This is a genomic window from Streptomyces sp. NPDC087787 (genome assembly GCF_044743035.1).
GTDB lineage: Bacteria > Actinomycetota > Actinomycetes > Streptomycetales > Streptomycetaceae > Streptomyces.
This window is the reverse complement of sequence record NZ_JBIUVQ010000026.1, coordinates 88,590-104,096: the sequence shown is the minus strand read 5'-3', so window position 1 is coordinate 104,096 and position 15,507 is coordinate 88,590. Positions and strand designations below refer to the sequence as shown.

The 15,507-nt window shown below is 70.3% G+C and carries 17 protein-coding genes and 1 pseudogene; 7 read left to right on the top strand and 11 right to left on the bottom strand.

The features are described 5' to 3' along the window. Positions 1–395: 395 nt before the first annotated feature. A complete protein-coding gene (locus ACIOWN_RS31345) occupies positions 396–632 on the bottom strand; it encodes a hypothetical protein (protein WP_401984044.1) in 237 nt (78 codons plus the stop codon). Between the two features lie 361 nt (positions 633–993). Here ACIOWN_RS31345 and ACIOWN_RS31340 point away from each other — a divergent pair, with 361 nt between their 5' ends. The 6 genes from ACIOWN_RS31340 (at position 994) to ACIOWN_RS31315 (ending at position 5,829) form a co-directional block, all read left to right on the top strand. Further along, on the top strand, positions 994–1,731 hold the full coding sequence (locus ACIOWN_RS31340; protein WP_362348825.1) for a trimeric intracellular cation channel family protein: 738 nt from the start codon (positions 994–996) through the stop codon (positions 1,729–1,731). Further along, a complete protein-coding gene (locus tag ACIOWN_RS31335) occupies positions 1,728–2,984 on the top strand; it encodes a M20 family metallopeptidase (protein ID WP_401984042.1) in 1,257 nt (418 codons plus the stop codon). The genes ACIOWN_RS31340 and ACIOWN_RS31335 overlap by 4 nt, the downstream gene beginning before the upstream one ends. A gap of 116 nt (positions 2,985–3,100) precedes the next feature. After that, positions 3,101–3,538 carry a cytidine deaminase gene (locus tag ACIOWN_RS31330; RefSeq protein ID WP_401984039.1) on the top strand — a complete coding sequence of 146 codons (438 nt, stop codon included), beginning with the start codon at positions 3,101–3,103 and terminating at the stop codon, positions 3,536–3,538. 176 nt (positions 3,539–3,714) lie between these two features. After that, the gene (locus ACIOWN_RS31325; protein WP_401984037.1) at positions 3,715–4,251 is read left to right on the top strand and encodes an ArsR/SmtB family transcription factor; all 537 of its coding nucleotides are present in this window, start codon (positions 3,715–3,717) and stop codon (positions 4,249–4,251) included. 171 nt (positions 4,252–4,422) lie between these two features. After that, positions 4,423–4,839 carry a hypothetical protein gene (locus ACIOWN_RS31320; RefSeq protein WP_401984034.1) on the top strand — a complete coding sequence of 139 codons (417 nt, stop codon included), beginning with the start codon at positions 4,423–4,425 and terminating at the stop codon, positions 4,837–4,839. A gap of 132 nt (positions 4,840–4,971) precedes the next feature. Next, positions 4,972–5,829: a hypothetical protein gene (locus ACIOWN_RS31315; RefSeq protein ID WP_401984032.1), complete on the top strand. Its 858-nt coding sequence runs from the start codon at positions 4,972–4,974 to the stop codon at positions 5,827–5,829. A 47-nt stretch (positions 5,830–5,876) separates the two neighbouring features. Here ACIOWN_RS31315 and ACIOWN_RS31310 read toward each other — a convergent pair whose 3' ends face one another. After that, on the bottom strand, positions 5,877–6,359 hold the full coding sequence (locus ACIOWN_RS31310) for a GNAT family N-acetyltransferase (RefSeq protein ID WP_362348816.1): 483 nt from the start codon (positions 6,357–6,359) through the stop codon (positions 5,877–5,879). Positions 6,360–6,532: 173 nt separating this feature from the next. On the opposite strand from ACIOWN_RS31310, the pseudogene ACIOWN_RS31305 reads away from it, so the two are divergent. Further along, positions 6,533–6,867, top strand: a pseudogene (locus ACIOWN_RS31305) (hemin transporter); the annotation flags it as partial. A gap of 43 nt (positions 6,868–6,910) precedes the next feature. On the opposite strand, the gene ACIOWN_RS31300 reads toward ACIOWN_RS31305, so the two are convergent. The 9 genes from ACIOWN_RS31300 to ACIOWN_RS31260 form a co-directional block, all read right to left on the bottom strand. Then, entirely contained in the window at positions 6,911–9,118 is a 2,208-nt protein-coding gene (locus ACIOWN_RS31300) for a xanthine dehydrogenase family protein molybdopterin-binding subunit (protein ID WP_401984031.1), read from the bottom strand. Positions 9,119–9,122: 4 nt separating this feature from the next. Next, positions 9,123–10,112 (bottom strand): xanthine dehydrogenase family protein subunit M, encoded by a 990-nt coding sequence (locus ACIOWN_RS31295; RefSeq protein WP_362348813.1) that lies wholly within the window; start codon positions 10,110–10,112, stop codon positions 9,123–9,125. After that, the gene (locus tag ACIOWN_RS31290; RefSeq protein ID WP_401984029.1) at positions 10,099–10,629 is read right to left on the bottom strand and encodes a (2Fe-2S)-binding protein; all 531 of its coding nucleotides are present in this window, start codon (positions 10,627–10,629) and stop codon (positions 10,099–10,101) included. The genes ACIOWN_RS31295 and ACIOWN_RS31290 overlap by 14 nt, the downstream gene beginning before the upstream one ends. A 128-nt stretch (positions 10,630–10,757) precedes the next feature. Next, positions 10,758–11,147: a DUF5707 domain-containing protein gene (locus ACIOWN_RS31285; protein WP_401984027.1), complete on the bottom strand. Its 390-nt coding sequence runs from the start codon at positions 11,145–11,147 to the stop codon at positions 10,758–10,760. 175 nt (positions 11,148–11,322) lie between these two features. Continuing rightward, entirely contained in the window at positions 11,323–11,967 is a 645-nt protein-coding gene (locus ACIOWN_RS31280; RefSeq protein ID WP_362348807.1) for a dihydrofolate reductase family protein, read from the bottom strand. A gap of 291 nt (positions 11,968–12,258) precedes the next feature. Beyond that, entirely contained in the window at positions 12,259–12,465 is a 207-nt protein-coding gene (locus ACIOWN_RS31275) for a hypothetical protein (protein ID WP_362348805.1), read from the bottom strand. Positions 12,466–12,904: 439 nt separating this feature from the next. Further along, positions 12,905–13,699 (bottom strand): amino acid ABC transporter ATP-binding protein, encoded by a 795-nt coding sequence (locus tag ACIOWN_RS31270; RefSeq protein WP_401984024.1) that lies wholly within the window; start codon positions 13,697–13,699, stop codon positions 12,905–12,907. Beyond that, positions 13,696–14,541, bottom strand: a complete 846-nt coding sequence (locus ACIOWN_RS31265) for an amino acid ABC transporter permease (RefSeq protein WP_362348802.1) — start codon at positions 14,539–14,541, stop codon at positions 13,696–13,698. The genes ACIOWN_RS31270 and ACIOWN_RS31265 overlap by 4 nt, the downstream gene beginning before the upstream one ends. Next, complete coding sequence (locus ACIOWN_RS31260) at positions 14,538–15,386, bottom strand: transporter substrate-binding domain-containing protein (RefSeq protein WP_362348800.1); 849 nt, start codon at positions 15,384–15,386, stop codon at positions 14,538–14,540. The genes ACIOWN_RS31265 and ACIOWN_RS31260 overlap by 4 nt, the downstream gene beginning before the upstream one ends. Between the last annotated feature and the right edge of the window lie 121 nt (positions 15,387–15,507).

The window sequence follows — 15,507 nt, the reverse complement described above, 5'->3', positions numbered from 1 at the left end:
CCCTGAACGCCTTCGACATCACCTTCGACGGCCGACTCTCCGCAGCCCGTCAGTAACCCCAACCACCCTGGTTACACCGCTCGTTTGACAGACCCCACTCGGCCGGCCCGGCTCCTCCGGGCCGGCCGACCGTGCCGCCCCACGAAGGCCTCTCAAGGAATGGGCCTCTGCCACCTCAGCAGCGGAGGTCATGGTGTTGTCCCTCGTTCTTGCCCAGGCTGAGTGGCCGGGCTTGATGGGCATGGTCAGGGTGGTGAGATCACCGCGATCGGCGGAGCGGATCGTGACGGGCTGGTTTGGTCCTCGCAGGTCGAGCATCACGTCGGGGCCGACGGCGGTGCTGACGGCCGGATAGAGCGTGGTCAGCTCGAGGGAGATCTGAAGATCCTGCCCCGTCATGGTGGCCGCCGGCGGGACACTGGGGCGGCTGCCTCCGTCGCCAGGACATTCAGGCCGTGATGGGTCACCCGCAGTGTGATTCGACCTTCCGGGTGTTCTTCCAGCGCTCGCAGGAAGAGATCTTTCGAGACCGTCACCCGGGTCGTGGCCTCGGGCAGCGACGCGAGCATCAGCCGGTAGTCGGGAAACTCCTCCGACAGCAGCCGGCAATGCCGGTCCTCCCGGTCTGCCATGCGCAGCCAGGACCTGCTCGATCGCGTCAGCCGGAATCGGCCCCTTCAGCGGGGCAATCGGCAGACTCCGCAATTTCGTGAGCGAGTACTTGATCGAACCGGCCTTCTGCTGCACTGCTGCCGCGTCCCCGAGGACCTTCCGACGTGCTCGTCGATCAGCCGGGACGCCTCGACTGCGGTGATGTCACGGAGCCGACGCAGCGCGGTTGCCCGCCGGCCAGGTCTTCTGCGCCCCGCCCGTGACCGCGGGGCCATCCGGCCTGGTGGCCGCCTGTCGCGGGACGTCGCTGTCCGTGGTGGGCTGCGCGTGCCGTGGGGACACCGAGTCACTAGGCTCGACATCGTGTCCACCGTGTGTGTGATGTCGGCTTCTCCGATCCCCGCCGGAATGGCGGTCGCGACGCGCTATCTCGACCTCGCCGGTGTCTTCTCGTGCGCACTGCTGGGGGGCGCCGTGGCCCGCACGGCCCGCCTGGACCTGTTCGGGTTCCTGGTGGTGGGCATCATCTCCGGTCTGGGCGGAGGCGTGATCAGGGACGTGCTGCTGCAGCACGGCACGCCGGTCGCGCTGACCGACTACGCCTACCTGCCGACCGCCATCGCCGGTTCCGTGGTGGTCTTCCTCATCAAGATCAGCGAGGCGTCCTGGACCCGGCTCTTCACCGCCCTCGACGCCGCCGTCCTCGGATTCTGGGCGGTCACCGGAGTCAACAAGACACTCGCCGTGGGGCTGGGATGGCTTCCGGCGGTCCTCCTGGGCACCGTGACCGCCGTCGGCGGCGGCGCCCTGCGCGATGTCGTCCTCGGCCGGGTGCCGGCCGTCTTCGGGGGCAATGGTCTGTACGCCACCGTCGCCATCGCGGTCGCCGGAGTCACGGTGCTCTGCGTGTACCTCGGCGTGCCGGCCATCGGTGCCGGCCTGGGCATCACCCTGGCCCTCGCCTTCCGGCTCAGCGCTGTGCGGTTCGGCTGGAATCTGCCCAACAGCCTGAACTGGCAGCCCCGTTCCAGGATGGCCGCGACACTGCGGCACGGCACCGGCACCGCCGCCCGGAAAGGGAACGAGGACCAGTCCCACCCGCGCAAGGAGACGTCGTGACCGACCGAAACGCCGCGGTACTGTCCGGCCTCGCCGGTATCCGCTCCGATCTCGAGGACCTTTACCGGGATCTGCACAGGCATCCCGAACTCGGCCTGCGCGAACACCGCACGGCGAAGAAGGTGTCCGACGCCCTGCGGGGTCTCGGTTACGAGGTGACCGACGGCATCGGCGGCACGGGCGTGATCGGCGTACTGGCCAACGGCGACGGGCCCACCGTCATGGCCCGCGCGGACATGGACGCCCTCCCGGTACGCGAACAGACCGGTCTGCCCTACGCCTCCACCGTGACCCTGACCGGTCCGGACGGCACCGAGCAGCCGGTCATGCACGCCTGCGGGCACGATGTGCACGTGACCGCCCTGCTCGGCTGCGCACAGCTGATGACTCGGGCCAAGGACGCCTGGCGCGGTACCTTCGTGGCGCTGTTCCAGCCCTCGGAGGAGAACGGCGACGGCGCCCAGGCCATGATCGACGACGGTCTCACGGCAAGGGCGCCCCGGCCCGACGTGGTGCTCGCCCAGCACGTCCTGCCTTATCCGGCCGGCTACGTCGGCACCCGTCCGGGGTCCTTCCTGTCGGCCGCGGACAGCCTGCGCGTCACCGTCCACGGCCGAGGGGCCCACGGCTCCATGCCCCAGGCAGCGGTCGACCCCGTGGTGATGGCCGCCATGATCGTGGTGCGCCTGCAGACCATCGTGTCCCGGGAACTCGCCGCCATCACCCCCGCCGTCGTCACCGTGGGCAGCATCCACGCCGGCACCGGTCCCAACGTCATCCCCGACAGCGCCGTCATCGAGCTCAACGTCCGCACCTACGACGATGCGACGCGCAGCCACGTGCTGAAGGCGATCGAGCGCATCGTCCGGACCGAGAGCGAGGCGTCCGGGTCGCCGAAGGCACCCGAGATCGAACGCACGGCCGCCTTCCCGCCCACCGTCAACGACGAGGAGACGACCCGGCGCGTCGCCGAGGCGTTCGCGGCCCACTTCGGCGACGACGCACACACCATCGACCTGCAGACCGCCAGCGAGGACATGAGCGAGATCCCGCAGGCGTTCGGCGTTCCGTTCAGCTACTGGGGCATCGGAGGCATCGACGCCGGGCTGTACGCCGAGGCCGCCAAGAAGGGCACCGTCACCGAGGACGTCCCGGTGAACCACAGCCCCGCCTTCGCCCCCGTCGTCCAACCGACCCTGGACACCGGCGTCAGCGCCATGACGGTGGCCGCCCTCGCCTGGCTCGGCCGCTGACGTGAACCCGGCACAGGTCTCCGACGAGCGCTTTAGGCAAGCACACCGCCGATATTCGCTTGCGCACCCTCGTCAAGTGGGTCAGCGTCGCCCGACACCCGACGAAGGCAGAGAAGATGACCACGCAGACCCACCCTCTCGACCATGAACTCATCGAGGCCGCGGCCCATGTCGCTCGTACACGCTGCCGGGGCGACAACCACACCATGGCAGCCGCGGCCCGCGCCCGGGACGGCCGGATCGTCACCGCGGTGAACGCCTACCACTTCACCGGAGGACCCTGCGCCGAGTTGGTCCTCGTCGGCACGGCAGCCGCCCAGGGCGCCTACGAGCTGGACACGATCGTCGCCGTCGGCGACCGCGACCGAGGGGTCGTTCCCCCGTGCGGCCGGTGCCGTCAGGTCCTTCTCGACTACTTCCCCGCCCTCAAGGTCATCGTCGGCGGGGGCGACCGCATCCGAACCGTCCCCATCACCGACTTGCTGCCCGAAAGCTACGTCTGGGCCGACCACCAGCTCGACGACGGGGAAACCGCGCCACTCGGCACGGGCTGACACCGCCGGCCGACAACAGGGCGGTCGAGACGGCCGGTGCCACAGAATCCTGTGGCACCGCGGTCAACCAGTGACATGTGAGTGTGGCGCGAAAGAGAGTTGAGGCATCGTCTCCCGTCACGGGAGTCTCCACGTGCTCGCCGAGCAGCAGGACGCCGACGGGGAGGGCGAGAGGCATGCTGCGCATCCATTTCACGCCGGAGGATTTCGGACGTATCCGGCTGGCGAGACGCCCCGATCCACTCCGGGACATCACCTGCAGCCTGCACCGGCTCCAGACCACCAGGGGGCGGTTGGGCGTACGCCGACTGGTACCGCGCCAAGCCCTGGCCAACGACACCCTGCCGCCGGTCCTGGTCTACCCCCTGCAGCATGCCCCGCCGCCCGCGTCGACGCTCTCCTCCGACGCCTCCCCCGCCGCACTCCTCGGCCGGACCCGCGCCGCCGCGTTACGGAACCTCGCGCTCGGGGCGACCACCTCCGAACTGGCCCAGGTCCTGGGCGTGTCCCCGGCCACCGCCACGCACCACACCTCGGTGCTGCGCGACGCCGGTCTGGTCCTCAGCCAGCGTGTGCACAACACCGTGCTGCACACTCTCACGCCGCTCGGGGCGGCGCTGCTCCGCCCGCCGGCCCCAGCGGCCTCGGACGAGGGCGGAGCATCGAACTCAGCCGCCCAGTCTCGCAGTTTCGACTCCCGTCAAAGGTCGTAGTCCGCGCGCTTCCCGCTCTGCGAATGTTTCCCACGAAGCACGCACGCTCCGGGACGAACCATGCGAATACGGGGCAAAGAACAGCACGCCCGGGAGCGCGACAGCGCGCGTGCACGCGCCCCGGACAGCACCGGCATCCGCGCGTCCCACACCCGATTCAAGGGGGATCCCATGAAGCGCACCATCGTGGCCGGCGCCGTCGCGCTGGCCTCCGTCGCCGCCTGCCTGATGGCCTTCGTCCCGACCGCGTCCGCCTCGGCACAGTCCTGCGGCGCCCAGTCGCTGACCACCGGCGGCTACGAGGGCGTGGGCACCATCCGCTACAAGTCCGCCACCAGCACCTGCGACGACCTCAACCTCACCTACTCGAACGACACGTCGGGCTCGGGCTACGACTACTACGCCGGTCGCCTCCGCCGCTCCAACGGCACCTGGTACACCTGCAGCAAGGGCTACGTCTACGCCGCGAACGGCAGCCACAGCGTCAACGATTCCACCTACTGGTTGTGCACCGTCGTCGCCGACAACACCCCGTTCACGGTGGCGAGCTACTTCGACGGCGGCGACTCCGTCAACATCACGCACTGACAACAAGTCCCCGGCAGCGCAGGGGGCGCCGGGGGTGCGGTCGCGGGCCGGCCGCACCCCCGGTCGTCATGAAGGGGGGAAGTCATGGGGTCCAGGAAACAGACGAGAGGCCGTGGAAGACCGGCACTGCTGATGACCGCGGCGGCTGCCGCCCTGGTCACGGCCTGCTCGGGCGGTGCCGTCCCCGCGGACCGGTCGAGCACCGCCGGCGGTCCGCAGGCAAGCCCCGCCCGGCTCGGCTACGACCTGCCGGACGACCCGGCGACCATGCTCTTCCCGGCGACCGGTGCCGAGACCCGCTGGACCCAGGGCCTCGAGGTCTTCACCCAGCAAGTGGCCCGCGTCACCGCCGCCTCCTGCGCGCGCGGCACGGGAACCGGCTTCTTTGGGCAGCCGCCGCTCGCGTTCATCCGCTTCTCCGACGTCCCGGACCTGGACTTCGTCGCCCGGCACGGCTTCGGGCAGAGCGCCGAGGTACCGGAGCCCACGGCACCGGCGCCTTCGGCGGGCGCCCCCGCCACCGGACGTTCCGCCGACCACGCCACGGCCCGCGACTGCCGAGGCCGGGCTCAGGCCGCCGCCGAGACGCTGCGCGGTCCCTACGCCGGACTCCAGGCGCAGTGGCTCCGCGGGCTCTCATCCCTCCGCAGCGACCCGGCCGTGGCCCGCGCCCTGCGCTCCCTGTCGGCCTGCTTCAGCGCCCACGGAGTCAAGGCACGTGACGAGGACGGCTTCTTCGCCCGTGCCGACGCCGCCCTCAACACCGCCGCCCCCACCGAACTGCCGCGTCTCGACCGGGAATTCGGCAGTGTCTACGCAACCTGCATGCGCCCCGTGGAGGCGGTCCGCGAACCGGCCAGAGTGCGCGCCCGCCGGAGCTTCCTCACGGAACACGCGACCGAAGTACGTGACTTGCGCCGGGACCTCGTCCCCTCACTCCGGCGCGCGGAAAGACGGTACGGCGTGCGCCTCGCCTTCCCTGCCCCCTGAACCGCGAGACCTGCCGGCCCACGGCCTGTTCGAGCCGGTCCGCCGTATCATCCGTCCCCGGCGTTCGTGGGCAGGGCGAGCCGCAGAACGATCTCGCCGTCGTAGGTCTCCCCGGTGGGCTCGAACCCGAACTTCCGGTAGAAGGGTTCCGGTTCGCCGTCGCCGGACTCGTAGCTGGTCAGCAACTCGGTGCCGCCGTCCGCGCGAACCAGGTCGGCGATCTGCGTGAGCGCGTCCCGGCCGATCCCTCGCCCCTGGTGCCGCTTGTCGACGAGGAGGCGCCAGATGAAGTGCCGTCCTTCGAAAGGACCCGTCGGCGGCTTCCATGACAGCATCACGAAGCCGACCGGCTCGTCGCCGCGGTACACGGCCCGGTACCAGGGATTGGCCTCGGGCGTCTTCGCCGCCTCCTCGAGCGACCAGGACACGGAGGCGACGAACTGCTTCTGGTCACGGCGCACGCGCAGGGCACGAACGGCATCCCGGTTGTCGTCGGTGATCTCCCGTAGGTGCACGCCTGGGGACCTCATGCCACACCCTTTCCTCGCTCCGGCGACTTCGCCACCGGGCCGACGTGAAGAGCCGCCGTCGCAGCGTATGCGACACACACGATCCGGAGCGTGACCGGCACGCCGGGCCGTGCTCGTCATGGCGCCGCTGTCCGGGCTCACGCCGACCCGGGCCAACAGGCCCGGTCACTCAGCCCGAACTGCTGGACGGGCTGTTCAACCGCGGCAACCAGGCAAGCGGCGCACAGCGCCGGGCGCCGGCGGGGGCCATCGCCGGCTTCGCCACGGCGAGGTGGCCGCCGCCTGGGACGAGGGGTACTGGCTGATGGCCGGCGCCCTCATAGCACGGGAGGCGCGCCTCTACCAGGAATCGCAGGTCGACCCGCGCGATCCGTGGCGTCAGTGGACTGTCGTGGAGCGGCGGGAGGAGACCCCGGACGTGGTGTCGTTCCTGCTGCGCCCGGCCGACGACGGCCCGGTTCCCGCGGCCCGCGCCGGCCAGTGCGTCAGCGTCCGGGTACGAATGCCTCTTGTCCAGTCACTCCGCGACTGCGACGGCAACCAACAGCTGTTCAGAGGAGGTCGTCGGGGGTGATCGGCAGTTCGCGGAGGCGTTTTCCGGTGGCGTGGTGGACGGCGTTGGCAAGCGCGGGTGCGATGCCGACGAGGCCGACCTCGCCGACGCCTTTGGTGCCGGTCGGGGTGGCGTGGTCGGGTTCGCCGACGAAGACCACGTCGAGTTCGGGTACGTCGGCGTTCACGGCGACGAGGTAGTCGGCGAGCGTGGCGTTGGTGACGCGTCCGGTGCGCGGGTCGGTGGCGGTGTCCTCGTAGAGGGTCATGCCGATGCCGCCGACGATGCCGCCGATGATCTGGCTCCTGGCGGTCTTCGCGTTGAGGATGCGGCCGCCGTCGATGGCGGAGACCACCCGCGTGACCCGGACGAGGCCGAGGTCGGCGTCGACGCGGACTTCCGCGAACGTCGCGCCGTACGCGCCGGCGAGGGACATCCCCAGTTCGGTGGCGGACGGCGGCGTGCTGTTCCCGTTCGCCGTGAGTTCGGACAGCCCGTGCCGGGCGAGGATGTCGGCGTACGGCTCCCCGCGGTCGGGGCGGCCCGCGAGGTGGAGCCGCCCACCGGTGGACTCCACGTCGTCGGGGGACGCGCCCCGCAGAGGCGAGTCGGTGTCGCCGCGCGCGAGTCCCGCGAACGAGCGCATCAGTTGCCGGCAGGCGTTGTGAACCGCGTTGCCCAGCGCGCCGGTCAGGCCGGAGCCGCCCGCCATCATCGAGTGCGGCATGTCCGAGTCGCCCAGGTCGAAGCGGACCACGTCCAGGGGCAGACCCAGTTCCTCGGCGGCGAGTTGGGCCATCACGGTGTACGTGCCTGTCCCGATGTCGGTCGCCGCGCTGCGCACCAGCGCGCTGCCGTCGCTGTGGATGGTGGCCTGCGCCGTGCAGGGCTGCGCGAAGTAGGGAAACAGGGCGCTCGCCATGCCGTAGCCGATGAGCCAGTTCCCCTCGCGCATGGAGCGCGGTTCGGGGTTGCGGTCGGACCAGCCGAAGCGGCGGGCGCCGGCCTCGTAGCACTCCAGGAGCGCCTTGCCCGACCAGGGCAGTCCGTTGCGCGGATCGACGTCCGTGTGGTTGCGCGACCGCAGCTCCAGGGGGTCCATGCGCAGCGTCCAGGCCAGTTCGTCGAGCGCCGACTCCAACGCGAAGTTGCCCTGTGCCGCGGCCGGGGCGCGCATGGATGTCGGCAGGGCGATGTTGAGCCGCGCCTGCCGGTCCCGTGTGGTCACGTGGGGGCACTGGTAGGCGAAGGCGGTTCCCGAGGCGAACGGCTCGTAGTCGCTGCCCTCCATGCTCAGGGAGCTGAGGCTGCGGTGGTCGAGGGCGATCAGTTCGCCGTCGCGAGTGGCGCCGACGGCCAGCCACTGCACGCCGCTGGGGCGGTGCCCGACGGAGGTGAACATCTGCGGCCGGGTCAGGACCAGCTTGACCGGGCGGTTGAGCATACGCGCGGCCATGGCGGTCAGGATCACGTGCGGCCACACGCGCAGCGCGGCGCCGAAGCCCCCACCGACGTACGGGACCAGCACCCGCACCGAGCTCTCCGGGATGCCGAAGACCGTGGCGAGGGTGGTGCGGACCATCGACGGCCACTGGCTGGTGTCGTGGACGGTGAGGGTGTCGCCCTCCCACACGGCCAGGGTGGCGAACAGCCCGAGCGGGTTGTGGGTGTTGTCCGCCGTGGTGTACGTGGCCCGGAGGGTCACCTCCGCCCTCCGCAGCGCCGCGGCGGCGTCGCCGCGTGAGTGGTCCGTCCCCCACGGGTCCGCGAGTTGTTCGGCCCGGGGGTCCTGGAGGTCCAGCAGCGGCTCCGAGGCCTCGTAGTCGGCCCGCACCAGCCGTGCCGCGGCGGCGGCCTGCTCCGGGGTCTCGGCCACCACGAAGGCGATGTGCTGTCCGTGGTGGAGGATCCGGTCGCTCCGCAGCGGTGAGGGCGTCGGCTCCCCGAGCACCGTCGCCGGTCCCGTGGCGACCTCGGGGGCGTTCTCGTGGGTCAGGACCGAGAGCACGCCCGGGGACTGCTCGGCCGCCCCGGTGTGCATGCGGACGATCCGGCCCGCGGCGACGGTGCTCTGCACCACGGCGCCGTAGGCCTGGCCGGGGACGCTGAAGTCCATGGGGTACGGGGCGGTGCCGGTGACCTTGCGCGGGCCGTCGACCCGGTTGATGCCCGCGCCGACCAGCGGCCTGCTCTCGACGGTGCTCATGCGGTCACTCCTGCGCTCCCGAGACGGTCTGCAACTGGCGCACCAGGGTGCGCCGGGCGAGCGGCACCTTGAACGCCGTGCCCGGGACGGTCCACGCATCGCGCATCGTGGCCCCGGCCGCGTCCTGGAACGTGGCCGTCGTGGCCGGCGCTCCGGTCAGCACGTGCTCGGCCTCGTAGGCCCGCCAGGGCTTCGACCCGACCCCGCCGAGCCCGATACGGGCCTGGCGGATCGTGCCGCCGTGCATGACGAGCAGCACCGCGGCCGAGGTGAGGGCGAACTCGTACGACGCCCGCTCGCGGACCTTGAGGTAGCCCGACCGGGCGGTCGGCGGCGGCAGCGGGATCTCGATCTCGGTGATCAGCTCGGCGTGCTCCAGCACGTTCTCCCGCTCGGGGCTTTCGTCGGCCGTCAGGTAGAACTCCGTCAGCGGCACCGTGCGACGCCGGTAGACCCCCTGGACGTGCACGACCGCGTCGAGCGCCGCCAGGGCGACGGCGAGGTCGGAGGCGTGCAGCGCGATGCACCGCTCGCTCACGCCGAGCACGGCGTGCATACGTGCCACGCCCTGCACCGCGGCGCAGCCGGAACCCGGTGCGCGCTTGTTGCACTCGGCGACCGTCGGGTCGCGGAAGTAGCGGCAGCGGGTGCGCTGCAGCAGGTTGCCCCCGATGGTGGCCATGTTCCGCAGCTGCACCGACGCGCCCTGCAGCAGGGACTCGCGCATCATGGGCAGCCGCTCGGCCACCGTGGCGTCGGCTGCCAGCTCCTCCATGCTGGCGAGCGCCCCCACGTGGAGGCGGTCGCCGCGGCGCTCTATGCCGTGCAGCGGAAGCCGGGTGATGTCGATCAGCCGCGGCGGCTCCAGGACCCCGTCCTTCATCAGGTCCAGTTGCGTCGTGCCGCCCGCCAGGCAGGACGCCGCCGGGTCGTCAGCCAGCAGCTGCACCGCCTCCTGGGTGTTGGTGGCCCGGACGTAGTCAAAGGCGCGCATCGGGACCTCTTGCGGACGCCGCCTCGCGTATCGCGGCCACGATGTTGGGATAGGCGCCGCAACGGCACAGGTTGCCGCTCATGAACTCCCGGATCTCCTCGTCGGAGCCGGCCCGGCCCTCGGCGATCAGCGCCACCGCGGACATGATCTGTCCCGGCGTGCAGAAGCCGCACTGGAAGCCGTCGTGCTCCATGAACGCCCGCTGCACCGGATGCGGTCCGCCGGCGCCGGAGACGCCCTCGATGGTGGTGATCGCCCGGCCCTCGGCCTGGGCCGCCAGGGTCAGGCAGGCGAGCACCCTCCTGCCGTCGAGGTGGACCGTGCACGCGCCGCAGGCACCCTGGTCGCATCCCTTCTTCGTGCCCACCAGGCCCAGCCGGTCCCGCAGGGCGTCCAGCAGGGTGACCCGGGTGTCCAGGCGCAGGGTGTGCGACCGGCCGTTCACGGTGAGCGTCACGACCCGCTCGGTGACCGCGGGACGGCCGTCCGCGTCCCGTTCGCTCGCCACGTCCCTCATCGCGTCCTCCTCCGGACGGGTCGGATACGACTCGTGCCCCAGGTGGGGGCGGATCCGGTGAGTGGGTCCCTCAGGCGCCACGAAAGGCGGGAATCGACCTTTTCATGCCAATACATCCGCCTTTCTCCTCAATATACGCCGAACGGGTGTACCGGCACGGGGTGCCGGCTCGTCTCCACACCGCCCTCTCCCAAGACGCCTGTGCCGATGGCCCAGCGAGACGGGGGCGAGCGTCCGGGGCACCGGACGGTGAAGCCGGCCGCCTCGGTGTCCAGGGTCGTGGTGCCGTCCTTCGCGGTGACCAGGACGGCGACGTGCCAGGTACCGCGCGGGGACGACTTGGCGTCGGCGTCGGTGACCCGGGCGGTGTAGGTGCAGCGCACGGTGTCCTGCCCGGCGGGCTTGCAGACGGCCGACTCCGTGGCGGTCAGGTCCGCGGCGGTCGGCCTCCTCTCGGCGAAGGACGACTGCTGCGGCCAGGCCAGCACCTTCACGCTCCTGACACCGGAGGACTCCATGACGTCGGTGACGAAGACCAGCGAGCCGTCGCGGTGCCGTCGGGGGCGGAGCAGCGGGCGGTGAAGAACTCCCCAGGCGGCGGAACCACCGCAGGTGAGCGGACGCGCGCAGGGTTACTGGCCCGGCTCGACCCAGGCGGTCGCACTGGGTCTTGGCGGCCGGCCGCACCTCGTGTCACTTTCGCCAGAACAGGTGGTGTGTCACGCCGCTCGGGCTGGGTACGACCTCCAGGTGGAACCGGTCGAGCAGTTCCTCGGGTGACTCCCAGAGCCGTAGTCCGGATCCGAGCTTCACCGGCGAGACCGCCACATGCATGGTGTCGACGAGGTCGGCGTCGAGGAACTGCCGGATGGTGGTAACCCCGCCGCCGAGTCGGACGTCCTTGCCCAGCGCCGCCTCCCGCGCCTGCTCGAGGACCGCGGCCGGGTCGCCGTCGACGAAGTGGAACGTGGTGTCGGAGAGCGTGAACGACGGACGCTTGTGATGAGTCATGACGAACACCGGGGTGCGGAACGGGGGCTCGTCACCCCACCAGCCGCGCCACTCGTGGCCCTGCCAGGGCCCGCGCTGGGGTCCGAACTTGTTGCGGCCCATGATCTCGGCACCGATGTTGCGCGCGTAGTCCCGCGTGAAGTAGTCGTCGAGGCCCCGGCTCCCTCCGGGATCGGTGCGCATGGGCCAGCTCGCCGTGGCGCCGGCCCATGCGAACAGCCTCCCGGGATCGACGTGGCCGAACGGACTCTCAAGGCTCTGGTCCTCACCGGCGCCGATGCCGTCACTCGAGACGCTGAAGTTCTGGACCCTCAATAGCTGAGCCACGGATTCCTCCTGTGTTGTCGGACAACAATGTTGAGACTCTCCGAGCCGGAAAAACTCATCGCTGCGTCCATGACCGGCCAGAATTCCGTCATCCGGCAGACGGCTCAGCTCGGCCCTGACAACCAGGCGAACGGCGAAGTCCTCCGTGCTGTCGACCCCGCCTGGACGTCCTCGGCGGTGACGGGCCGCTGGAAGGCGTGCGGTGGGAGATGGAAAGGGAGTCCGTGGAGTTCGGGCGGCCGCAGGTCACGCTCGTCGGTGATCAGTTGTGGCTGTACTGAAGGGCCACCCTCAGATCCACCAGGGATGGGATCGTGTTCGATCGTGGCCGAGAAGTTTCCGGATCAACAAGAGCGTGCCCGCGGCGATCAGGGCCATCCCCGTAAGGATCAAAACCACCCCGATGGCGATCAGAAACGTCCCGACAAGGACCAGAAGCGCCCCAATCAAGACCAAGAGCGTCCCGATGATGAGGAGAAAGATCGCGAGGACGGTCACGGTTGTCTCCTGTCCTCCCTCCCGCTCTGACTCCTTCCCCGCTCCCGTGCAAACACTCTGCTTCACGATCACCAACGGCTTGAACAAGGTCGGCCCACTGGGTTGGTACATGCGGGTGTTCGTGTACGCGTCCTGTCGGAGCCTACGGGCGCTGCGGCGGCAGCACTTGTACCTGGTCCGGCCGCCCGGAACTGCACCGCCTCACGGCTGACCAACGGATCCCGTGACGTCCCAGACCGACGTGACCGTGCGCGTCGACTGGTCCCGGCGGGGCTCATGCCTCGGCGGGATGGACGTCGTGGGCGCCGACGGGCCGGCCGTACGAGGTCCGGCCGCCGACCACTCACAGCTCGTCGCGGAACTTCCGCGGTCCGACGAGCGTCCGTCCCTCCACGTGCGGCACCGCGCGACCGCTCAGCCACCGCACCGTGGTCCGGTGCTACCCGCTCGCGCCCGCCCGGTCCGCCTTGTCCTCCTCGACCTGCGCCTTCGCGGGGTCCAGGAGCCGGGACAGGAAGTGCCGGGTGCGCTCATGAGCCGGGTTTCCGATGACCCGGTCCGGTGTGCCGTCCTCGACGATCACCCCGCCGTCCATGAAGACGACCCGGTCGGCGACCTCCCGCGCGAAACTCATCTCATGGGTGACGACCATCATCGTCATGCCCTCGTCGGCGAGCATGCGCATCACGGCGAGGACGTCGCCCACCAGCTCGGGGTCGAGCGCGGAGGTCGGCTCGTCGAAGAGCATCACCTCGGGGCCCATGGCGAGCGCGCGGGCGATGGCGACGCGCTGCTGCTGACCGCCGGAGAGCGAGGCGGGATAGGCGTCCGCCTTCTCGGACAGGCCCACACGCTCCAGGTTCTCCGCGGCGATCTCCGCGGCCCGCGCCTTGCCCCGGCCGAGGACCCGGCGCTGCGGCAGCGTGAGGTTCTCGGTCACCGTCAGGTGCGGGAAGAGGTTGAACTGCTGGAACACCATGCCGATACGGCGGCGTACGGCGTCGATGTCCACATCGGGGTCGGTCACCTCGGTGCCGCCGACGAAGACCTGCCCCTTTGAGGGCTCCTCCAGGAGGTTCACGCAGCGCAGCAGGGTCGACTTGCCGGAGCCGGAGGGCCCGATGACACAGACCACCTCGCCCTGGCCGATCTCCAGGTCGATGCCGCGCAGCACCTCGTTGTCCCCGAAGGACTTGTGCAGGCCGCGGACGAGTACCTCGGGGACAGCGCTCACTTGACGGCTCCCTGGGTCTTGGCCTCCATACGGCGCACGACGAATCCGAGCGGGATCGTGACCAGCAGATAGCACAGGCCCGCGACCAGGATCGGCGTGGAGTTGGCGGTCTGGCTGGCCAGGTCCCGGCCGAACTTGGACAGTTCGCGCTCCTCCAGCGTGACGCCGAGGAACAGCACCAGCGAGGAGTCCTTGAAGAGCAGGACCAGTTCGTTGGTGAGCGGCGGGAGAATGATGCGGAACGCCTGCGGAACGATGATGGAGACCATGGCCCGGGCCGGCGAGAAGCCCAGCGAACGGGCCGCCTCCATCTGCCCCTTGGGCACGGCCTGGATGCCGGCGCGGATCGTCTCCGCCATGTACGCGGCCGAGACCAGTCCGAGCGCGAGGGCCACCTTGCCGTACGTTCCCCCGATGATCTCCGTGCCGGGGAAGGCCAGCGGCACGGCCACACCGACGAAGATGAAGATCAGCAGGGCGGGCAGACCGCGGAAGATCTCGATGTAGACCCCGGCGACCCAGCGGTAGGGGCCCACGGAGGACAGCCGCATCAGCGCGATGACCATGCCGAGGACCAGGCCGACGACGAAGCCGGTCACGGTGAACAGCACGGTGTTCTTCAGCGCCAGGGTGATGACGTCCGGGAACATCCGCCGCGCGATGTCCGCCTGGGCGAACTGGTTCCCCAGCCGGCCCCAGTCGGCCGTGACCGCGAAGGCGATCACGGCGGCGACGAAGACGGCGTACTGGACGCCGCGCGAGAGGGCACGCCGCCGGCTCCTGGTCAGACGCCTTCTTCGGGTCCGGCCCTCGGCGCCGGCGGTGCGGATGGCGTCGCTCATGAGGCGGACGGCGAGGCGGCGGACGGGGTGTACGGGCCGATCCACTGCTCGTACAGCTTCTGGTAGGTGCCGTCGGCCTTCGCGTTCTTGATCGCCTTGTTGACCGCGGCGACGAGTGCGGAGTTGCCCTTCTTCACCGTGAAGCCGTACTGCTCACCGGTGTCGAGGTTGCCGACCACCTTGAAGGCGTCGGCGTTGGCCTTGTCCTTGAGCCAGCCCTGGACCACCGGGTAGTCGATGACGACCGCCTGGACCTGTCCGGTACGCAGGCCGTTGAGGACGGCGTCGGAGGACTCGAAGGAGACGGGGTCGAAGCCCTGCCCCCGCACGTAGTCCTCCCCGGTGGTCTGCGCCTGGGCGCCGAGCTTTTTGCCCTTGGCCCTCACATCGGCCAGGGACGTGATGCCGCTCTTCTTGTCGACCAGGACGGCCTGCGTGGCGTCGAAGTACGGGTCGGAGAAGTCGACGTTCTTCTTGCGCTCGGCGGTGATGGTCATGCCCGCGGCGGCCAGATCGCACTCGCCGGAGTTGAGGAACGCGCCGGTCTTGAAGTTCTCGAAAGGCGTGTCGAGGATCTGCTGCTTCACCCCGAGGTCCTTGGCGACCAGGTCGATCAGGGAGACGTCGAAGCCCTGGACCTTGCCGTCGATCTCCGACTGGAAGGGCGGGTACGGCAGGTGCGTGCAGGTCGTGAGCCGGCCCGCCTTGACGAGGTCGACCCCGCCGTCGGCCGACTTGCCCGCGCCGCCGCTGCCGCTTGACGTGCAGCCTGCCACGAGCACCGCTCCGGCTGTCGCGGTGATGGCGGCCAGGATGCGGACCCGGCGTCCGAGGAGCGTGTTCACGGGGGGACCTCTCTGTGGGGGACGTGCGGATGCAGACTATAAGAAGATCTTTGACCCCCTCAAACAAACCTGAGGCGCAGATGATTCCGTGCCCGCACCGCCGTCACCTTGTGCGCGAGCC